This window comes from Arthrobacter sp. S2(2024) (assembly GCF_036662515.1).
Taxonomy (GTDB): Bacteria; Actinomycetota; Actinomycetes; order Actinomycetales; family Micrococcaceae; genus Arthrobacter.
In genome coordinates this window covers 446,515-465,961 of the sequence record NZ_JAYKZI010000002.1, presented here as the reverse complement: position 1 = coordinate 465,961, position 19,447 = coordinate 446,515, and the positions used below count along the sequence as shown (strand labels likewise).

At 63.4% G+C, this 19,447-nt stretch carries 20 protein-coding genes; 17 read left to right on the top strand and 3 right to left on the bottom strand.

From position 1 onward, the window contains the following. The first annotated feature begins 136 nt into the window (after positions 1–136). The 11 genes from VLA65_RS05810 to VLA65_RS05760 all read left to right on the top strand — a co-directional run bounded on the left by VLA65_RS05810 (position 137) and on the right by VLA65_RS05760 (position 14,096). Positions 137–982, top strand: a complete 846-nt coding sequence (locus tag VLA65_RS05810; protein WP_332602005.1) for a sugar phosphate isomerase/epimerase family protein — start codon at positions 137–139, stop codon at positions 980–982. Positions 983–1,024: 42 nt separating this feature from the next. Then, positions 1,025–2,032, top strand: coding sequence for a Gfo/Idh/MocA family protein (locus tag VLA65_RS05805; RefSeq protein ID WP_332602004.1), 1,008 nt, complete (start codon positions 1,025–1,027; stop codon positions 2,030–2,032). A 41-nt stretch (positions 2,033–2,073) separates the two neighbouring features. Then, positions 2,074–2,934, top strand: a complete 861-nt coding sequence (locus VLA65_RS05800) for a sugar phosphate isomerase/epimerase family protein (protein WP_332602003.1) — start codon at positions 2,074–2,076, stop codon at positions 2,932–2,934. Positions 2,935–2,958: 24 nt separating this feature from the next. Next, complete coding sequence (locus VLA65_RS05795; RefSeq protein ID WP_059387437.1) at positions 2,959–4,125, top strand: Gfo/Idh/MocA family protein; 1,167 nt, start codon at positions 2,959–2,961, stop codon at positions 4,123–4,125. Positions 4,126–4,226: 101 nt separating this feature from the next. Next, complete coding sequence (locus tag VLA65_RS05790; RefSeq protein ID WP_332602002.1) at positions 4,227–5,273, top strand: LacI family DNA-binding transcriptional regulator; 1,047 nt, start codon at positions 4,227–4,229, stop codon at positions 5,271–5,273. 89 nt (positions 5,274–5,362) lie between these two features. Then, on the top strand, positions 5,363–6,769 hold the full coding sequence (gene uxaC, locus VLA65_RS05785) for a glucuronate isomerase (RefSeq protein ID WP_307052537.1): 1,407 nt from the start codon (positions 5,363–5,365) through the stop codon (positions 6,767–6,769). Positions 6,770–6,855: 86 nt separating this feature from the next. Beyond that, the gene (locus VLA65_RS05780; protein WP_332602063.1) at positions 6,856–8,178 is read left to right on the top strand and encodes a mannitol dehydrogenase family protein; all 1,323 of its coding nucleotides are present in this window, start codon (positions 6,856–6,858) and stop codon (positions 8,176–8,178) included. A 390-nt stretch (positions 8,179–8,568) separates the two neighbouring features. Next, a complete protein-coding gene (uidB, locus tag VLA65_RS05775; RefSeq protein WP_332602001.1) occupies positions 8,569–9,981 on the top strand; it encodes a glucuronide transporter in 1,413 nt (470 codons plus the stop codon). 175 nt (positions 9,982–10,156) lie between these two features. Continuing rightward, positions 10,157–11,386 carry a D-mannonate dehydratase ManD gene (manD, locus tag VLA65_RS05770; protein WP_332602000.1) on the top strand — a complete coding sequence of 410 codons (1,230 nt, stop codon included), beginning with the start codon at positions 10,157–10,159 and terminating at the stop codon, positions 11,384–11,386. A 61-nt stretch (positions 11,387–11,447) separates the two neighbouring features. Beyond that, positions 11,448–13,721 (top strand): gluconokinase, GntK/IdnK-type, encoded by a 2,274-nt coding sequence (locus tag VLA65_RS05765; protein WP_332602062.1) that lies wholly within the window; start codon positions 11,448–11,450, stop codon positions 13,719–13,721. A 105-nt stretch (positions 13,722–13,826) separates the two neighbouring features. Then, complete coding sequence (locus VLA65_RS05760; RefSeq protein ID WP_148667388.1) at positions 13,827–14,096, top strand: hypothetical protein; 270 nt, start codon at positions 13,827–13,829, stop codon at positions 14,094–14,096. A 17-nt stretch (positions 14,097–14,113) separates the two neighbouring features. On the opposite strand, the gene VLA65_RS05755 is transcribed toward VLA65_RS05760, so the two are convergent. Continuing rightward, positions 14,114–14,848 (bottom strand): SOS response-associated peptidase, encoded by a 735-nt coding sequence (locus tag VLA65_RS05755; protein WP_332601999.1) that lies wholly within the window; start codon positions 14,846–14,848, stop codon positions 14,114–14,116. Positions 14,849–14,952: 104 nt separating this feature from the next. On the opposite strand from VLA65_RS05755, the gene VLA65_RS05750 reads away from it, so the two are divergent. From VLA65_RS05750 to VLA65_RS05725, 6 genes are all read left to right on the top strand, one after another. After that, the gene (locus VLA65_RS05750) at positions 14,953–15,489 is read left to right on the top strand and encodes a universal stress protein (RefSeq protein WP_059387445.1); all 537 of its coding nucleotides are present in this window, start codon (positions 14,953–14,955) and stop codon (positions 15,487–15,489) included. Next, positions 15,486–15,986: a fluoride efflux transporter FluC gene (locus tag VLA65_RS05745; RefSeq protein WP_084784312.1), complete on the top strand. Its 501-nt coding sequence runs from the start codon at positions 15,486–15,488 to the stop codon at positions 15,984–15,986. The genes VLA65_RS05750 and VLA65_RS05745 overlap by 4 nt, the downstream gene beginning before the upstream one ends. After that, on the top strand, positions 15,983–16,351 hold the full coding sequence (gene crcB / locus VLA65_RS05740; RefSeq protein WP_284991369.1) for a fluoride efflux transporter CrcB: 369 nt from the start codon (positions 15,983–15,985) through the stop codon (positions 16,349–16,351). Before VLA65_RS05745 ends, crcB begins: the two co-directional genes overlap by 4 nt. 64 nt (positions 16,352–16,415) lie before the next feature. Further along, the gene (locus VLA65_RS05735; RefSeq protein ID WP_332601998.1) at positions 16,416–16,979 is read left to right on the top strand and encodes a GNAT family N-acetyltransferase; all 564 of its coding nucleotides are present in this window, start codon (positions 16,416–16,418) and stop codon (positions 16,977–16,979) included. Between the two features lie 33 nt (positions 16,980–17,012). Beyond that, positions 17,013–17,519, top strand: coding sequence for a hypothetical protein (locus tag VLA65_RS05730; protein WP_332601997.1), 507 nt, complete (start codon positions 17,013–17,015; stop codon positions 17,517–17,519). Positions 17,520–17,706: 187 nt separating this feature from the next. Then, positions 17,707–17,853 (top strand): lmo0937 family membrane protein, encoded by a 147-nt coding sequence (locus VLA65_RS05725; RefSeq protein WP_113990531.1) that lies wholly within the window; start codon positions 17,707–17,709, stop codon positions 17,851–17,853. Positions 17,854–17,931: 78 nt separating this feature from the next. On the opposite strand, the gene zapE is transcribed toward VLA65_RS05725, so the two are convergent. Beyond that, a complete protein-coding gene (zapE, locus tag VLA65_RS05720) occupies positions 17,932–18,450 on the bottom strand; it encodes an AFG1/ZapE family ATPase (protein WP_284991373.1) in 519 nt (172 codons plus the stop codon). Beyond that, entirely contained in the window at positions 18,450–19,445 is a 996-nt protein-coding gene (gene corA, locus VLA65_RS05715) for a magnesium/cobalt transporter CorA (protein ID WP_059387449.1), read from the bottom strand. The genes zapE and corA overlap by 1 nt, the downstream gene beginning before the upstream one ends. Positions 19,446–19,447: the final 2 nt, after the last annotated feature.

Genomic DNA, 19,447 nt, shown 5'->3' with positions numbered 1-19,447 from the left:
CACAAGTTGCCAATATATGGCAATCGGTTGTCAATCCGACACCAAGGTGGCTAGACTCGAGGCGAACGCATGCCCGTGAACTACGATTTGGTGCCATTTGTCGCCATGCGGGCGAACGGATCCAAAGGAGAATTCCGTGACTGAAACCAATGCCGTGTGGAGCCTGTCCGGTTTCGGCGACGAAGTGGATCCCGATCCCGCGGTCCAGGCCGCAGTCCTGCTGGCGCTCGGTGCCGGCCATATCGAAGTGCGCAGCGCGTGGGGCACCAACGTTTCGGAATTCGAACCGGAAGAGGTCGGGCGGCTCAAGGCGATCCTGGACGCGAAGGGCCTGAAGGTTTCCGCCGTCGCGAGCCCCATCGGCAAGGTTGACGTCGGTGTTCCGGTGGAACATGAGCTCGCCCGGCTGCGCCAGATCATTTCGGTGGCCAAGGTGCTCGACACCAAATACATCCGCATCTTCTCCTTCTACCGGGCCGAAGGGCAGAGCCCGGAAGACATCCGCGACTCAGTCATGGAGCGCCTGACCGCACTTAGCAACGAGGCGGCAGCGTCCGGCGTCGTCCTCCTGCACGAAAACGAAAAGGGCATCTACGGCGACACGCCCGAGCGCGTCCTGGACATCATGGAGACTGTCGATTCACCCGCGCTGCGCGTTGCCTGGGACAGCGCCAACTTTGTCCAGGTGGGCGTCAAGCCGTACACCGAGGCTTATGCCGTGCTGCGCCCCTACTTGGAGTACTTCCAGATCAAGGATGCAATCAGCGGGACAGGTGAAGTGGTGCCTGCAGGCGAAGGCGACGGCGAATTGGACGCCACTATTGCCGCGCTCAAGGCCGATGGCTTTGCCGGCTTCGTTTCGCTCGAACCCCACCTTGCAAGCACACACGAATTGGGCGGATTCTCCGGACCCGTCGCCTTCGGCGCCGCAGCGCGCGCCTTTGCGGCACTCGCAGCCAAGAACGGTGTTGCCCTCGCCTGAGGGCCTGTAGGTTCAAAGGAAAACATCTTTCGAGGGAGAAGAATGCCTACAGCAGCAGTCATCGGTTGCGGCGATGTATCGAGTGTGCACCTCGGAGCAATCGCCAAAATGGACGACGTTGAACTCGTGGCGGTCTGCGACACCGACGCCGGTCGCCTCCAGGCGGCAACGGCCGCCTACGGTGTGCCGGGTTACGCGGACTACCTGGAGATGCTCGAATCGGTGAGGCCCGACGTCGTGCATATCTGCACTCCGCACCACCTGCATGCCTCGCTGGCCGCGGAGTGCCTTGAGCGCGGCGTCAGCGTGATTGTCGAGAAGCCGCTCGCCCACACCCTGGAAGAGGGACGCCGGCTGGTTGAGGCGGCCGAACGGAGTACGGCGAAGATCGCCGTATGTTTCCAGAACCGCTACAACGCGACGTCGCAGGCCATGCGGAGACTGCTCGACGACGGCGGGCTGGGCCAGGTTCTCGGCGCCTCGGCAACCGTGATGTGGCACCGGACGGCCGAGTACTACCGTGACAGGCCGTGGCGCGGTACCTGGGCCGAAGGAGGCGGCGGCCTCATGATGAACCAGGCCATCCACACGGTGGACCTGCTCCAGTGGCTGGTAGGCGACGTGACCAAGGTGGAGGGCCACGCCTCCACGCGCTCGCTTGGCGGCGTGATCGAGGTGGAGGATACGGCGGAATTCATCGCCGGGCACGCAAACGGTGCCACCAGCGTCTTCTACGCCACCTTGGCCAATGCCACCAACGCACCGGTGACGCTGGACATCGTGACCGAAAAGGCCACGCTCAGCCTCCGGGGCGACCTTGTTGTCAGCTATGCCGACGGCACCGTGGAAACCATCGCGGAACGTGCCTTGGAATCGGGTGGGCGCGCGTATTGGGGCGTATCCCACGAACTCCTGATCAAGGATTTCTATGCCAAGCTCGGGGATCCTGCTCCCTTCTGGATCAGCCCTGCGGAAGCCGAAAAATCACTCAGGATCGTCAAAGACATCTACGCCCAAAGCTACCCGGACATTTCCGGGCAAGTGGGCTAACCACGCGGCCCATAAAGGCCCGGAACCAACGGAGGACAAAAGTGGCAAAAATCGGCGTACAGGCAATGATGCTGAAGGGTAGTTTTGCCGAAGCCGGGGCGTTTGAAACGCTCCGCAAGGTCACCGCGATCGGGTACAACGCCGTCGAGATTTCGCAGATCCCGATGACGCCGGAAAACGTTGCCGAACTGGATCGCTCCCGGAGCGAACTGGGCATGGACATCGCGGCGCTTTCGGTCGCCATGGAGACGCCCAAGGGCATGCCCGGCGACTCACTTAAGGACCACTTCGACAAGATCGTTGACGACGCAAAGCGGCTGGACACCCACCTCCTGCGGATTGGCATGATGCCCTTCCCGGCGATGAAGTCGATCGACGCCGTGGTGGACTTCGCGAAGCAAGCCAACGAATACGCCGAAAGCCTCCGTGAACACGGCATCGGCTTGTACTACCACAACCATCACATCGAGTTCGCGAAGTTCGACGGCACATACATGCTGGACATCATCGCCGAAAACTCCCCGGCCATGGGCATGGAGATCGACGTGCACTGGGTGCAGCGCGGCGGCCTGGATCCCGTCCGGACCCTGGCCAAATACGCCGGACGCACGGCCATGGTGCATCTGAAGGACTACCGGATAGGGGAGTTGCCGGAATCGGCCTTCGGGCTCCTGGAAACGGGGGACCTCGCGGGCTTCATGGCCGAGTTCAAGAACGTGATCCAGTTTGCCGAAGTGGGCGAAGGCAACCTTGACTTCCCGTCCATCATTCACGCGGCCCAGGCTGCCGGCGCGGAGTACTTGCTCGTGGAGCAGGACGAGCTCTATGGCCGAACGGTGTGGGAAGCCCTGCAGACTTCATACGACAACCTGGTGGCCATGGGTCACGCCGACCTCTTCTAATCCCACTACAACGGAGATCTACTCATGAGCAAGAAAGTACGCCTTGGCATCATCGGCCTGGGCCAGCAGGGCGGCACGTACGCCAAGTTCATCACTGACGGATTGGTTCCGAACATGGTGATCGGCGCTATCTGCGACACCGATCCTGCAAAGAAGGAACTGGCAGCCTCCCTGTACCCAGGTGCGCCGTTCTACGACGACTACATCGCGATGCTGGAAAGCGGCGACGTCGATGCGATCGTCACGTGCGTGCCCCACTACCTGCACCCGGAAATGGGCATCGAATCGCTCAAGCGCAACATCCACGCCCTCGTCGAGAAGCCCGCTGGTGTCTACACCAAGCAAGTCAAGCGGCTCAATGAGTTCGCGGCTTCCAAGCCCGAGCTTTCCTTCGGGATCATGTTCAACCAGCGCAACAACCCCCTGTACAAGAAGCTCAAGGAGATCGTAGACAACGGCGAGATCGGGGCCATCCGGCGCACCAACTGGATCATCACCAACTGGTGGCGCCCGCAGGGCTACTACAACTCCAGCGAATGGCGCGCCACGTGGGGCGGCGAAGGCGGCGGCGTCCTGGTCAACCAGGCACCCCACCAGCTCGACCTGTGGCAGTGGATCTGCGGCGTGCCGAAGTCCGTCTACTCCAAGGTGGCGTACGGATTCCGCCGGGACATCGCCGTGGAAGACGAGGTCACCGCCGTCGTGGATTACGGCAACGGTGCCACCGGAGTTTTCGTCACGGCCACGCACGACCTTGTGGGCACGGACCGCTTCGAGATCCTGGGTGACCAGGGCAAGATCGTGGTGGAAAACAGCAAGACCGCCACGGTCACCCGCCTGGTCAAACCCGAGCGCGAACTCAGCGACGGCATGGACATGGACGATGTCCGCAAGCTCTTCATGGGCGAATTGAAAGCCGAGGACTACTACACCACCGAGGTGATCGAGTTCGAGTCGGCCTGGGGCGGCCAACACGCCGGCGTCCTGGAGAACTTCGCGGCCAACATCCTCGACGGCACTCCGTTGTTGGCACCCGGTTCGGACGGCATCAAAGGCGTCCGGCTGGCCAACGCCATCCACCTGTCGAGCTGGACCGGCAAGGAAGTCTCCCTGGACTTCGACGAGGAGGAGTACATGCGCGAGCTCAACAAGCGCATCAGCGAAGAAGGCAAGTTCGCCGAGCGCTCCTAGCTCGCAGGGCGCGTGAGTAGGGCACTTAAGCAGGGCGGTCGCCGGCCGAATGGTTTGGCAACCGTCCTGCTTTTGTTGCCAAGCCAGATTACGATTGAGCCGTGACTGAAGCGACGAACTCCGGAGCAGTAACTTCCCCCGCCAGGCGCGGACGCGGGGAGAAATCCTCGCCCACCATCTACGACATCGCGAGGCTTGCGGGAGTCAACCCTTCCACGGTTTCGCGCGCGCTGAGCAAGCCGGGCAGGGTCAGTGCCAAGACCCAGAAAATCATCGAGGATGCCGCCGAGCAGCTGAATTACCAGGTGAACCCCTTCGCCCGGGCGCTTCCCACCGGCCGTACCCAGACGATCGGACTGATCGTCGCGGATATCACCAACCCGACGTTCTTCGACATTATCCGCGGTGCGGAAACCACCGGTTCGGCCCGGGACTACACCCTGGTGTTGGCCGAGTCTGCGGAGTCGCCTGACACCGAACTGATTGCGGCCCGCAGGATGCTGGGCACGGTGGACGGCCTCATACTGGCGAGCCCCCGCATGGACGACGAAAAGATCCGGGCTTTGGCTGCGGACAAGCCGGTAGTCGTGATCAATCGCGAAATAGAGGGCGTGCCGTGCGTAGTCCCGGACGTCAACAAGGGGATTGGCCAGGCCGTGCGGAGCCTAGCCGCCAACGGCCACCAGCAGCTCGCCTATGTGGCGGGGCCGCCGCAGTCCTGGATGTCGCGCCGCCGCTGGGAAGGCGTCCAAGCTGCCTGCGATTGGTACAAGTTGGGAGCCGTCCGCTTGGAATCGTCCAAGCCAACCGTCGACGGCGGCCGCCAAGTAGCGCGCGACGTCCTGGCGAGCGGTGCGACGGCGGTGATCACCTACAACGATCTCCTTGCCATAGGCCTCATGCAGGAGCTCCAGGCCGCCGGAATGCACGTTCCGGACCAGATCAGCATCGTGGGCTTCGACGACATCTTCGGGGCAGACTTCACGACGCCGGCGCTTACCACCGTGAGGTCGCCGCTGGGGGAGTGCGGTTCCCGCGCTGCCGCCCTCCTGCTGGACATGTTGCTAGGCCAGGAAGGGCCCGCGGAAGCCGTCCGGGTGGACACGGAGCTCGTGGTGCGCGGTTCCAGCGGGCGGCTGATCGCGTAGTTTCAAGTGATCTTCGGTGGAAGATGCAACGCGGTGGCAATAGTTGGCAACCGGTTGACAGATTGATTCTTCCGGCCGAAAATTGACCTATGTCACAGTCGATCGCAGCCAATCCTGACCGGCTCCTGCCCGCGGATCCCGGGACGCGCAGCATTGCGCGCTCCCTACTGGAGCGCGTCCAGGACCTGCCCATCATCTCTCCGCACGGCCACGTTGACGCCGCCGTCATCGAGCACAACACGCCGTTCCCCGATCCGGCCGCGCTCCTGGTCAGCCCGGACCACTACGTCACGAGGCTGATCCACGCCAGCGGAGTCCCCATGGACAAGTTGCTCTCGGGAGGCGCCAACGCGTCCGAATCGCGGGAGATCTGGCGGACGTTCGTCCAAGCGTGGCCCCTCTTCGAAGGCACGGCGTCCGGGTACTGGCTGCGCACGCAGTTCGACAGCGTGTTCAAGCTCGGCGCGGACCTTGGCGAGATGTCCGCAGATGCCAGCTACGACGCCATTGCCGCCAAGCTCGTGGAGCCCGATTTCCGTCCCCGCCAGCTCTTCAAGGACTTCAACATCGAGGTCCTGGCCACCACGGACGATCCCCTGGACAGTCTCGCCAGCCACAAGGCGATCGCCGAGGACCCCTCCTTCAACGGCCGCGTGCTGCCGACCTTCCGTCCGGATGCCTACCTGAACATCGCGCACCCGGCATGGGGTGCCAACGTCGAGCGGCTTGTCGAATCCGCCGCCGACGGCGCTAGCGGCTACACCGGCTACATCAAAGCCCTGGAAAACCGCCGTCGTTATTTCGTGGACCATGGCGCGGTCTCCGCGGACCACGGCGTCCTCACCCCGGCGACGCTCAAGCTGGACCGGGCCGAAGCCGAGCGGATCTTCGAACTGGCGCGTGCCGGCAAGGCCACGGCCGAGGACCGCAACACGTTCGAAGCCCACATGATGTACCAGATGGCCAGGATGTCGGTGGAAGACGGTTTGGTCATGACCATCCACCCGGGTTCCTTCCGCAACCACCACCAGCCCACCTTCGCGGCCTACGGAGCGGACACTGGACACGACATCCCGTTCGCCACCAACTACACCGAAGCCATCCGCCCCCTGCTCCAGGACTTCGGCACGGCCAAGGACTTCCACTTGGTGCTGTTCACCCTCGACGAGACCGTGTTTTCCCGCGAGCTGGCGCCCCTGGCAGGGTTCTACCCCTCCGTGTACCTCGGCGCTCCCTGGTGGTTCCTCGATGCACCGGACGCCATGCTGCGGTTCCGCTCCGCCGTCACCGAGACCACCGGCTTCTCCCGGTCATCGGGGTTCATCGACGACACCCGCGCGTTCTGCTCGATCCCGGCCCGGCACGACGCTTCCCGCCGGATCGAAGCATCCTTCCTTGCGCGCCTCGTCGCCGAACATCGTGTCAGCGAGGACCGAGCCCACGAAATCATCGTCGACGTCGTCGACTCCTCACCCCGAAGGGTCTTCAAGCTGTGAGCAACGAACCCGAGCGAACTGCGGAGCTTCCCCGCTTGAGCCGCTCCGTCAGGCCCATCGCCAAGGCCCCGGTACGCATTGTGCACATGGGACTGGGGGCCTTCCACCGCTCCCACCAGGCGTGGTACACCCAGCATGCAGGCGACGCGGCCGAGTGGGGCATTGCCTCCTTCACGGGCCGCCGCCCGGATGCCGCGGAGGTCCTGGCCGCCCAGGACGGCTTGTACACGGTGGTGGAGCGTTCGGACGCCGGTGATTCTTTCGAGGTTGTTGGCAGCATCGTCGAAGCTGTCGACGGTGCCGACGTCGAGCGTTTTGTCGAGCTTGTCTCGGCGCCGCTGACCTCGCTCATCACGCTCACCATCACCGAAGCCGCCTACCGGCTTGGGGCCGACGGCAAGCTGGACAGCCAAGCGCCCGACGTCGTCGCGGACCTCGCCGTGCTCGCTGATGCTTCTGCCTCCGGCAAGCCGACGACGCCGCTGGGCCGCCTGGTGGTGGGCCTCGCCGCACGGCGCGATGCCGACGCCGGCCCACTCGCCGTCGTCTGCTGCGACAATCTCTCCAACAACGGGACCGTCGCCAGAAGCGCCGTGATGGGGATGGCCAAGGCCTTCGACGCCGGGCTCGCCGCTTGGATCGACGCCAATGTCAGTTTCGTCAGTACTTCCGTTGACCGCATCACGCCGCGGACCACGGACGCCGACATCGACGCCGTCGCTTCCGCCTGCGGATACCGCGACGAATCGCCCGTGGTCGCCGAGCCGTTCCTCAACTGGGTCCTGAGCGGGGACTTTCCCGCTGGGCGACCGCACTGGGAGGACGCGGGTGCCGTTTTCGTGGACGAGATCGAGCCGTACGAGAACCGCAAGCTGTGGCTCCTCAATGGCGCCCACTCGCTGCTCGCCTATGCCGGGCAGCTGCGTGGACACAAGACAGTGGCCGAAGCCCTCGCTGATGATTCCTGCCGACGGGCCGTGGAGGACTTTTGGGACGAGGCCGCCTCCAACCTGCCTGGTGAGGACTTGCGAATCCCCGAGTACCGGGCCGCCCTGCTGGAACGCTTCGGGAACTCCCGGATCGCCCACCACCTGGCCCAGATCGCCATGGACGGCAGCACCAAGCTGCGCATGCGGGCAGTGCCTGTGCTCCGCGCCGAGCGCGCAGCCGGCCGCAGCGGCCAGGCCGCTGCGCGGATGATCGCGGCCTGGACCGCCTACACTGCCACGGCAACAGGTCTCCAGGACCCGCAGGCGGCAGGGATCGCCGCCGCGAACCTCCTCACTGGCCGTGCCCGGCTCGAGGCTTTGCTCGGCCTCGTGGATCCGGACTTGGTTGAAGACAGGGCGATCGTGGACCTTGTTGAGGGTTTGGCCGAGTCCTTCGCGGCTGCCGGCAACCTCAGCTAATCCGCCAGGTACTTTCGACGGCGCCCGTTGCCTTCCCCGTGAAGGCGACGGGCGCCGTCGTCGTTGGCCCGGCATATGTGAGCGGGCGTTCGCCGGAGTCGGGTCATATGTGAGCGGGCGTTCGCCGGAACTGACGCTCGCTCGGATATGTGGCACTTTCCCCTGACGCTCGCTCATCTTTGACGGCCTTTTCGGCATCGCTCGCTCACATCTTGAATGTGTTCAGAAGTTGGAAAGTTTCTATGGAAACATTTGGCAACCGCTTGCCGAATGATTGCCAGGGTGATTAGAATTACATCAAGCTTCAACAATTTCTGGCCTAGTCGGCCGAAGCTTTTCCATCATCGCAAGCCGGGGCATGGGGTACCGGCAAGGGTAAAGGAGCCCGCAATGAATAAGCTCAGCAAACTCAGCATCCTAGGCTATGGGGCTGGCGACGCCGCCAACAACCTTGCCTTCACTACCGCCACCATGTTCCTGCTTGTCTACTACACCGACGTCGCTGGCATATCCGCGGCGGCCGCCGGCACCCTGTTGCTTACGGTCAGGATCTTCGACGCTTTCGCCGATGTCTTCGCCGGACGATTGGTTGACCGCGCCTACAGCAAGCGCTTCGGAAAATTCCGCCCGTTCATCATGTTCGGCTCCATCCCATTGCTGCTTTTGAGTGTCGCGGCCTTCTCCATTCCACAGGTCGGCGAAACAGGGATGTTGCTCTATGCCTACGTGACATATGCGGCGCTGGGCCTGGCCTACTCGCTGGTCAACATCCCGTACGGTTCGCTAGCGGGCGCGATGACCCAGGAGCCGGGGGAGCGAGCCAAGCTCGGATCCGCCCGCATGGTCGGCGCCCTTTTGGTCAGTTCCGCGTTGGGCATCTTCGTAGCTCCGCTGATCAAGCCCGGCGCCAACCTGCAGTCCACGTTCACCATCATTACTCTGGCCTTCGTCGCGATCGGCGCGGCTCTGTACTTCTTCACGTTCCTGACCGCCAAGGAGCGGGTGCACCGTGCGGTACCCAAAGTTTCCTTCAAGCAAAGCATGGCGACGCTCAAGACAAACCGTCCCCTGCTCATGCTGTGCCTCAGCTCCTTCCTCTTCCTGACCGGCTACATGGCACTGTCTTCGGTGCAGCTGTACTACTTGCGCGACGTCCTCGGCAGGCTGGATCTTTACGCTGTCCTCTCCATCGTCCAGCTTGTGGTGACCTTTGCCCTCGCTCCGCTCATGCCGAGGTTGGTCCGAAACTTCGGCAAGAAGACCATCTACGTGGCTGCCGGTTTCCTCGCTATCATCGGCGGCGCAATCGTCTTCTTCGCTCCGGCCACCCTCGTCTGGGTTGGATTCGCGGGTCTGCTCCTGAGCATGCTTGGCGTGATGGCCGTCAACATCGTGGTGTGGGCCTTGGAAGCAGACACTGTGGAGTACGGCGAATGGAAAACCGGTGTCCGGACTGAAGGCATCACCTACGCACTGTTCTCCTTCACCCGTAAGACGGGCCAAGCCGTCGGCGGCGCCCTTGCCGCATATGCTCTCGCTGCCGGCGGTTATAAGTCCGGCACCACGCACAGCGCCGAGTCCCTGCAAGCCATCCAGTTTGCCGCAGGTGCGCTGCCCGCCATCATGACCGTCCTCGCGATCGTCGTTATGGCCAAGTACAAGTTGACCGACGCGTTCCATGCCCAGATCCTGGGCGAAATCAAGGCCCGTCGCGCCCTGGAAGCATCCGGCTCAGAGCCATTTGGCGCGGAGGCCGAGTCCGCGACTCCCGTCGAGCGGGCAGCCTCGGAACTTGCCTCGTAGACGGCCGGGGAAACCGCTCGGGAAACCGCCGGGCCAGAAAAAATCTCCACGAAATAATACAGCAACCGGTTGCCAATAATTGTCATCCATCCTAAGATCGTCTTTACCCGCCCTGTGGTGCTCGTCGCATCCGGGCCAGTCCAGCCCTCGATCAGCAACCCTGAAAGGACCAGCTGTGAAAATCATTGCCGCTGAAGTCTTCGTGACCAGCCCCACCCGGAACTTCGTGACCTTGCGGATCACTACCGAGGACGGCGTGACCGGCATCGGCGACGCGACCCTGAACGGCCGTGAACTCGCAGTGGCCGCGTACTTGAAGGAACACGTCGCGCAGCTGCTGATCGGCAAAGACCCGCACCGTATCGAGGACACCTGGCAGTTCCTGTACCGCTCTTCGTACTGGCGCCGCGGCCCGGTTACCATGGCCGCCATCGCCGCCGTCGACATGGCCCTGTGGGACATCAAGGGCAAGGTGGCCGGACTGCCGGTGTACCAGCTCCTGGGCGGCGCCTCCCGCAACGGGCTTCGCGCGTACGGGCACGCCTCGGGCGCGGACATCCCTTCCTTGTTCGACTCGGTCCGCGAGCACCTGGAACTCGGTTACAAGTCGATCCGCATCCAAACCGCGATCCCGGGCATCAAGGCCGTCTACGGCGTGGCCGCGCAGGCTCAGGCCTCGGGCGAGCGCTACGACTACGAGCCAGCCGGCCGCGGTGCGTTTCCGCAGGAAGAAGACTGGGACACCCGCGCCTACCTGCGCCACCTGCCCACCGTCTTCGAAGCGGTGCGCAACGAATTCGGCCCGGAAATCCCGCTGCTGCACGACGGCCACCACCGCATGACCCCCATCCAGGCAGCCAAGCTCGGCAAGGCCCTGGAACCGTACGACCTGTTCTGGCTCGAAGACTGCACCCCGGCCGAAAACCAGGAGGGGTTGCGCCTGGTCCGCCAGCACACCACCACGCCGCTGGCCATCGGTGAAATCTTCAACACTGTTTACGACTTCCAGACCCTCATCAAGGAACAGCTGATCGACTACGTCCGGGCCGCGTCAACGCACTTCGGCGGGATCTCGCCGCTGAAGAAGGTCATGGACTTCGCCGCGCAGTACCAGATCAAGTCCGGTTTCCACGGCCCCACTGACATTTCGCCGGTCGGTTTCGCCGCACAGCTTCACGTGGGCCTGGCCATCCACAACTACGGCATCCAGGAATACATGCAGCACTCGGACAAGACCAACACGGTCTTCGAGCAGTCCATGACCTTCACCGACGGCTACCTGCACCCCGGCGACGAGCCGGGCCTCGGCGTCGAATTCAACGAAGAAGCCGCCAACTCCTTCCCGTACCAGCAGGCCTACCTGCCCTACAACCGCCTCGTGGACGGCACCGTCCATGACTGGTAGGAACATGGCCGTGGCTGGCGACCCCGGCGCAGCCGCGGAACAGCCGCGGCGCATCGTGGTGATGGGCGTCTCCGGTTGCGGCAAGACCACCATCGGAGACCTCGTCGCCCGGGCGCTGGGAGTTCCGTTTCTCGACGGCGATTCGCTCCACCCGGTGGAAAACGTTGCCAAGATGGCTGCGGGCACGCCCCTGACTGATGAGGACCGCTGGCCCTGGCTCGCGACCGTGGGCACCGAACTCGCCAACGCCGGCAACGGCGGGCTGGTTCTCGCGTGCTCCGCCCTCCGGCGCAGCTATCGGGACGCCATCCGCGAGAAAGCCCCGGACACCGTTTTCCTGCACCTGCACGGCAGCAAAGAGGTACTCAGGGAACGGACAGAAGGGCGTTCCGGCCACTTCATGCCGCCCGCCCTCCTTGATTCGCAGCTCGCCACCCTGGAACCGCTCGACGCCGACGAGGCCGGGTTCGTCGTCGACATCGCCGCACCGGTCAGCGAGGTGGTCTCGGAGGCGTTGGCGGGGATTGCCGCCGTCGCGGGTTCCAAAGCTCCGGCGGCCGGCAGCGCCGGTATCGCGGGCACTCCGGCGCGGCAGTTCGACGTCGACCTCCAGTCGGCGCCGTTCAACCTCGACGACGAGGCTGTTGCGTGGGTGGATGCCACCATCCGCGGCATGAGCCTTGAGGAAAAAATCGGGCAGCTCTTCATCAACCACAACAACGATTACTCCCCGGAGTACCTCGACGGTGTGCTGGAGAACTATCACGTTGGCGGAATGCGGTACAGGCCGGGTCCGTCCGCCGCTGTCCAGCAGCACATCCGTTATGCCCAATCCAAAACGCGCATCCCGCTTTTGGTGGCCTCCAACCCGGAAATGGGCGGAGCAGGAAGCTGCGACGACGGAACTTTCGTGTCGACCCACCTTCAGGCCGGTTCACACCCGGACAAGTCCATCGCGCGGAAAATGGGCCAGGTGGCCGGTGTGGAAACCGCGGCTTTGGGCTGCAACTGGGCCTTCGCGCCGATCGTGGACATCCACTACAACTGGCGCAATACGGTCATCTCAACCCGGGCGTTCGGCAACACTCCGGAAATCGTCGTGGAGCGCGCCAAGGAGTACTTCGACGGCATCAGCGAATCGCCCACTGTCTGCGCCATCAAGCACTTCCCGGGCGACGGCGTGGACGAACGCGACCAGCACGTGGTCACTTCGTACAACACACTCGGGTACGCGGAGTGGAATTCCAGCTACGGGCACGTTTACCGGGAAATGACCGGCCACGGGATCCAGTCGATCATGGTCGGACACATCGGGGCGCCGGAGCTCACGCGGCATTTCCGTCCGGGGACGGAAGACAGGGACATCCTGCCCGCCACCCTCGCTCCGGAGCTTCTCCAGGACTTGCTCCGTGGCGAACTCGGTTTCAACGGACTGATCCTCACCGATGCATCCCAAATGGTCGGCCTCACCCAGGCCAAGAAGCGCAAGGACCTGGTCCCGGCCACCATCGCCGCCGGGTGCGACATGTTCCTGTTCTTCCGCAACCCGGCGGAGGACTTCCAGTACATGTTGGACGGCTACAAATCAGGCGTGGTCAGCGATCAGCGCCTGCATGACGCGCTGCGCCGGATTTTGGGGTTGAAGGCCAGCCTGGGGCTGCACAAGAAACTGCCGGAAGAACTGACGCCGTCGCCTGAGGCCCTGCGGCTGATCGGCAGCGAGGCGCACCTCGCCGTCGCCGCCGAAATCGCCGACAAGACCGTCACGTTGATCAAGGACACTGCCGGCAACCTGCCGATCACACCGGAAACGCATAAGCGCATCCGCCTGTACGGGATCTCCGGCGGTTCCGATTTCACCCGGGCAGATCCGTTGGCCTACCTGGATACGGTCAAGGAAGAACTTGAAATCGCCGGTTTCGAGGTCCACCTTTTCAAGACGGCGGAGCAACGCGAAGCTGCGGGGGAGTCGGGCGTGAACTTCATGACCGTCATCTCGGACGAGGCCACGGGTGACTACGCGGAAAAGTACGATGCCGCGTTCGTCTTTGCCAATGTCAAGGGTTTTGCCCAAGAGGCTGCGATCCGCATCAAGTGGTCCAGCCCCATGGCGGCGGAAATCCCTTGGTACGTCACGGAAGTCCCCACGGTGTTCGTCTCCCTGAACCAGCCGAACCACTTGATCGATGTGCCGATGGTCAAGACGGCCATCAACGCCCATGCAGGGACCCGCGAGGCCATCCGGGCTACGATCCAGAAAATCCAGGGGAAGTCCGAATTCCAGGGAACGTTCAATGAGAACGTGTTCTGCGATTCGTTCGACACCCGGCTTTAGCGCGGCTCCAGCGAGTGGCGGCCACTTCCCAGAAGCAGGGGGAGTGGCCGCCGCACGGCCGGGAACAACCTCCATATTGTCGAGGCCTCGCAGTAGTATTCGGGCATGCCTGACCAGCCCGAATATCCCGCGCCGTTGAATTCAGTCGGCGCCCCGCCTCCGCGCCAAACGGAACCGCTGTCAACCGTCTCAAGGGTGCCCGTGATCGCCAAGCTCGTTTGGCCGAAGTACCTCCAATATGTTCCGGCCATGGTCACCCGGACGTCGGAGGGCAAGGTCCTGGTGCAGTGGTGGCCGAATCCCTTCGGATCGGCCACCAGAATGACGTGGCTAAAGGACACGGACGTGAGGGCCGAGCTGCGCTACGAGCGTTGAGCGCAGAGAGCGTTGAGTCAGGCAGCCGGGTTTGCGACGTCCACCAGCTTGGTGTTGTCGTCCATGAGTTCCACGGGCCTCATCGTCCATGCCGACGCCAAGCCATACGCCTCGCCCAGCACGGCGTCCAACAGGGCCTGGCCCCTGGTTTCCTTGGGGTCGATCCAATCGTCGATCATGTCCGCGGAGATCGGCACCGGGATCCGGTCATGCAGATTGTGCAGTCTTTCGTGAACGCCTTCGGGAGGGGAATCCATGGTCAGGATCGAGCAGGACAAACGCCACGCGCCGGGTGCGGACTTGTCCTCGATGCTCTCGTCGCGCCATGGCGCAAACAATCCGGCGAAGGTAATCAGCTCGTCCTGTGGCTCGACGATGTAGCGCTGCTTGGGATCCTTGCGGCCGGGGCCCGACTTCTTCCACTCGTAGTAGGCAGAGGCAGGGACGACCGCCCGCCACTTCGGCAGGGAAGCCCTGAACGCGGGGATTGACCCAGCTGTTTCCGAGCGTGCATTCCACGTGGGTACCTTCGAATCGAAGGACTTGGAGAAGGTCGGAACCAAGCCCCAGCGCCCGGCCGCGAGCTCGCGTCCGACCGAATCGTCCCCGGCGCGTCCCCGCACAAAGACCACGGGGTCAGTCGGGTTGATCTGGAGCGTTGGCGAGGGATAGTCGGTATCACCGCGCAGCACGGCACCGAGCTTCCTCGAGAGATAGTCTGCTTCGAAACCGACACTGAACCGACCGCACATATCGACATTCTCGCGTAGCGCTTGGGACAACGCCAGTCGTAGAAGTCCATACTGGAGCAAGATGAGGAACCCGCATCCTGACCATCCGGACATTTGGAGGGCCCATGAGCAACCCGCGTGGCGAGGATATGCCGCTGGACAAGGTCAGCCCGGCCCGCTTGACAGGGCCGGTGCTGGCAGGGGTGCTCCCGCACCAGCCGGTCGCGGTAGTTGAGAAAGCCGCCGAAGTAGCGCTCAGTGCCGGATTGCACTTGGTCCTGGCCTTCGCCGATGTCACGAGCTTTCCGGCGGCAGGGGACCGGGACGGGCATCTCACAGCCCAAGCGATCGACCCCGACGGCATCGACGACGACGCCGCGGCCATCACCGAGTCCCTCCGATCCCGCATCGCGGATCAACTCGACGGAACGGGTGTGCAGTGGACCTTCGTGACGCTCGCCGGCGAGCCTGCCCGGTCGCTAGGCCGATATGCGGCGGGTATCAACGCTTCCATGATCGTCGTGGGAACCAAGGAACATGGCCTCGGTCCGAGGTTTGAAGGACTAGTCACCGGATCGGTAGCCTTGCATCTGGCACATCGCCAAAACTGCCCAGTGCTCATGGTTCCCTTGGGCCGTCACGACCCAAGCAGGGATCAATGAAGGAAAGCAGCACCGCGCCGCACGGAGCCAAAACCCAGGCGGCGCAACCGGACCGGCAACCGCACCGCCCGCTCCATCTTCACGGGCGGTTCGTTCTGCTCGTCGCGGCCGGCGGAATCCTCGGGGCTTTGAGCCGCTACGGTTTCGGCATGGCCCTTCCGGCGCCAGGGGCGTGGCCGCTTCCCACCCTGCTTATCAATCTGTCCGGTGCGCTCGCGCTTGGCTGGCTCCTCGAAGCACTCGCCCGGAGCGGACCCGACGCCGGCCTCCGCCGGATTGCCCGCTTGGGCATCGGTAGTGGTTTCCTAGGGGCCTACACCACCTACAGCACCTTGGCGCTGGACTCGGTGCACCTCTTCGGAGCAGGACGCGGCATGGACGCCATGTGGTACCTGGCAGCCAGCCTGTTAGGCGGTGTCGCGGCCACAACCCTGGGTATTTGGCTTGGGGCGCTCCGGCACCGGTCCACCCAACAAGGTCAGAAGGCCTTGAAATGACCCTCCTTTTGATTGCGCTCGCGGGCGGCGCAGGGGCGGCCGCGCGTTTCGTGGTGGATGGGGTGGTCCGTTCCTGGGCCCGGACTGCGCTGCCGTTGGGCACGATCTTCATCAACTTCTCCGGGTCACTTCTCATGGGGATCCTGGCCGGGCTGGTCATGTCACATCAGGCTCCTGAATCCCTTCAGCTGATTCTCGGCACCGGATTCCTCGGCGGATACACGACCTTCAGCACGGCAAGCTTGGAGACCGTCAGGCTTGTCCAGAGCGGCCGGACTGGATTGGCCCTCCTCAACGGAGTGGGCACCATGGCGGCATGCGTCGGAGCCGCGGCGGCCGGCGTCGGGCTGGTCTTGTTGTTCTGAGGCGCACACGTCCGAGAAATCCCCCAGTGGCAAGCAAAGCCTGGGAAAACCCTCTGGAGAAACTATGTTCGAAACAGTAGTGCGAGAAGGCGTCGTCTTGAAGCCTCTCGAGACATGGCACGCCCGTGATTTTGCCGAGCACATGAGCAGGGCGCGGGACCATATCCGGCCGTGGGTCGGGCCGACCTTTGTCACCGAGACCGTCGAGGGTGCCCGCGCTACGCTTCAGCGTTACGCCACAGCCACAGCGAACGATGGGGCGCGCATCTATGGGCTCTGGAACGACGGCAGGATCGTCGGAGGCGTGATGTTTGTGACGTTCGACTCCGCCTGGGGCATTTGCGAAATTGGCTGCTGGCTCGAACCCGGTGCTGTCGGAGGGGGCCTCATCACCCGCTCGGTCGAACTGCTCATGGAATGGGCCTTCCTAGAGCGGGGGATGTCCCGCGTCGAATGGCGCTGCCGCACCGACAACGACCGCAGCGTAGCCGTCGCGCAGCGGCTGGGGATGCGTTCCGACGGTGTCCTTCGCAGTAGCTGGGTCTACGACGGCAGGCGTTACGACAAGGAGGTATTTTCGATCCTTCGGGCCGAATGGATGAGCATGCGACCTGGTGTCGCTCACTGACAGACGTACCATGATTCCGGTAAGGGGGTCCCGATGCGTCGCTTCGGTCCAGCAGGTCGCGTCTGTGCGGTTCTTGGCGCACTCGCCATCGGGGTGCCCCTGCTCCTGTCATGTGGATCGGCCAGCGTGTGCCCGGCCGTCGGCTACATCTCGTTGGTAAACTTGCACGTCACCGCGGAGCGCGCGGCGAATCTCGCCGCGCTCGTCATAGAGCTGTGCCAGGACGGCACGTGCCACAGCTTTTCCGTCAACGCCTTGACACCGCTTACACCCGGTCCCGTTCCCCTGCCGAACTCGCCCGGGGCGCCTCAATCGGTGTCCTTGCGCATGGCGGACGGAAGCATCGACGTTCGTATCGAGGCCGGCATCAACGACCACCCGCTCGATCTCACGACGTCGGGCACCAACACCTCCGGCTGGTCGATCGGCATGAGCCATGTGAGGCTCAAGCCCACGGCTACGTATCCGGACGGCCGTGACTGCGGAGGCCCGACGACGGCTGTTGCCACCCTCGATGCGCTCGGCCTCCGTGCAAGCTAGCCTCTGCCGAGATCCCAATCCACTAACGCTCAACCGGACAAGTTTGCTCCAATATTTCCGCGTGCCGGTGTGGCTTCCAGATGGAAAAACCGCACTGAACCACCCACTCACCCCCATTGATAAGTATACTTACCAATGAATGCCTCGGCCGCCGGCCAGGGCACGCAACCAAACAAGGGAGACTCTCATGTTGCTTTGGATAGCCATCGTTATTGCCGTTCTCTGGCTTCTCGGCTTTATTGGCAACATCGGCGGCGGGCTCATTCACCTGCTTCTGGTTGTTGCTGTGATCGTCCTGATTTTCCACTTCATCCGCGGCAGGTCACGCGTCTAGGGTCCAACTGCGGCACCGCCACCCCTCCTGGGCTTAGGTTCGGGAGGGGGGCGGATGCCGCCCCCCGCGAGCCAGCCTTCAGCTGCCCCCGGCCTCTACTTCTTCAAAAGGCTCCGTGGCCTCCACTCGGCCCAGGAGCGACAGGCGGCTCGCGATCTTGGCCCCGTCAACGGGCCCGGCACTCGTCCGGTGCGCCAAGCCGCCGGCCACATCCCAGTCCAAGGGGCCGTGGCCCACCAGGAACAGAGTGATGTCCTGCTCGTACAGGACATCAACCAGATCGCTGAGGCGTTGCCAGGCCGAGGCGGACCCGGCTACCGATCCGGCCGTCGGCGAGGGTACGCCGTCGATCACCCACGTTCCGTAGTCCTTAGCCAAAGCCATGTAGTCCGCTGTCGACATGGGGCCGCCGCACAACTCCGCGAAACTGGCCCAGAGCACATCGTCGGCCGCCTTGACGGTGAGCCGTTGCGCCGTGGGGGTGAGGATCCGCTCCTGTGACTTCGCCGGATGGAACAAACCGAAGGCTCCCAGTTGCGCGGGCGTTCCGGGAGTAATGATCTTGCCCCTGCTGAAGCCCTCCTGTCCGGGAACCACTAGAGCCAGTTCTTCCGCTTGAAGATGACATACATGACAAAGCCCGCGAGAACCATCATGCCGAGTGCCATGGGATAGCCGAGCGGCCAATGGAGTTCAGGCATAACGTCGAAGTTCATTCCGTAGAGCCCGGTGACGAACGCCGGTGCAAAGAAGATCGCGGCCCAGGAGGAGATCTTCTTGGTTTGTTCGTTTTGTGCCGCACTCGCTTCGTTTTGCCGGTTCGCGGTGAGGGTCCCGTCGAGGGTCAGGGCGTTTTGGAGCAGGTCGCGGAACCCGTTTGCCCGCGAAATTACCTGCTCGACGTGGTCTTCCACATCGCGGAGTTTGCGCTGTAGCTCGATGTCTACTCCGTATTTCTCGAACCCGCGCTTCAGGGAGGCCATCATTTCGGGGAGCGGGTTGATTGCGCGCTGGAACTGAATGACTTCGCGGGCGAGTTCATAGATGCGCCGCGAAACCAGGGGATCGCCACCGAAGAGCTGGTCCTCGATCTCGTCAATGTCGTTTTCCAGGCCCGAGATCACGGGGCCGTAGTCGTCCACCACTCGGTCCAGCAGTGCGTACAGGACGGCTTCGGGGCCATGCCGCAGAAGCTCCGGTTGTTGTTCCAGATCCCTACGGACTTTGGCCACCCCGGGTGTTTCCGCATGCCGGACCGTGACCACGAAGTTCCTCCCCGTGAAGATGTGAAGTTCACCGAACTCCACGGTCTCGGTAGCGTCCACGTATCTCGCAGGCCGCAGGACGGTGAAGAGGTTGTTGTCGTAGCGTTCCAGCTTGGGCCGCTGGTGGGCGTTGACGGCGTCCTCGACGGCGAGCAGGTGGAGGCCGAATTCGGCAGCCACGGCCGCCATTTCCGTCTCGTCCGGCCGGTACAGTCCAATCCACACCATTCCGCCGTGCGCGGCCAGTGTTTCGACGCTTTGCTCGAGGCTTCCCGGAGTCGCGGTCCGGATGCCGTTCACATAGACGGCATTGTCAATGATGGTCACGA

Coding starts and splice junctions, on each gene's coding strand:
- VLA65_RS05735 (WP_332601998.1), top strand. CDS start 16,416: ATGTTCGAAACAGTAGTGCGAGAAGGCGTCGTCTTGAAGCCTCTCGAG.
- VLA65_RS05725 (WP_113990531.1), top strand. CDS start 17,707: ATGTTGCTTTGGATAGCCATCGTTATTGCCGTTCTCTGGCTTCTCGGC.
- VLA65_RS05760 (WP_148667388.1), top strand. CDS start 13,827: ATGCCTGACCAGCCCGAATATCCCGCGCCGTTGAATTCAGTCGGCGCC.
- VLA65_RS05730 (WP_332601997.1), top strand. CDS start 17,013: ATGCGTCGCTTCGGTCCAGCAGGTCGCGTCTGTGCGGTTCTTGGCGCA.
- VLA65_RS05795 (WP_059387437.1), top strand. CDS start 2,959: ATGAGCAAGAAAGTACGCCTTGGCATCATCGGCCTGGGCCAGCAGGGC.
- VLA65_RS05805 (WP_332602004.1), top strand. CDS start 1,025: ATGCCTACAGCAGCAGTCATCGGTTGCGGCGATGTATCGAGTGTGCAC.
- crcB (WP_284991369.1), top strand. CDS start 15,983: ATGACCCTCCTTTTGATTGCGCTCGCGGGCGGCGCAGGGGCGGCCGCG.
- VLA65_RS05780 (WP_332602063.1), top strand. CDS start 6,856: ATGGGACTGGGGGCCTTCCACCGCTCCCACCAGGCGTGGTACACCCAG.
- VLA65_RS05750 (WP_059387445.1), top strand. CDS start 14,953: ATGAGCAACCCGCGTGGCGAGGATATGCCGCTGGACAAGGTCAGCCCG.
- uxaC (WP_307052537.1), top strand. CDS start 5,363: ATGTCACAGTCGATCGCAGCCAATCCTGACCGGCTCCTGCCCGCGGAT.
- VLA65_RS05765 (WP_332602062.1), top strand. CDS start 11,448: ATGGGCGTCTCCGGTTGCGGCAAGACCACCATCGGAGACCTCGTCGCC.
- uidB (WP_332602001.1), top strand. CDS start 8,569: ATGAATAAGCTCAGCAAACTCAGCATCCTAGGCTATGGGGCTGGCGAC.
- VLA65_RS05745 (WP_084784312.1), top strand. CDS start 15,486: ATGAAGGAAAGCAGCACCGCGCCGCACGGAGCCAAAACCCAGGCGGCG.
- VLA65_RS05755 (WP_332601999.1), bottom strand. CDS start 14,848: ATGTGCGGTCGGTTCAGTGTCGGTTTCGAAGCAGACTATCTCTCGAGG.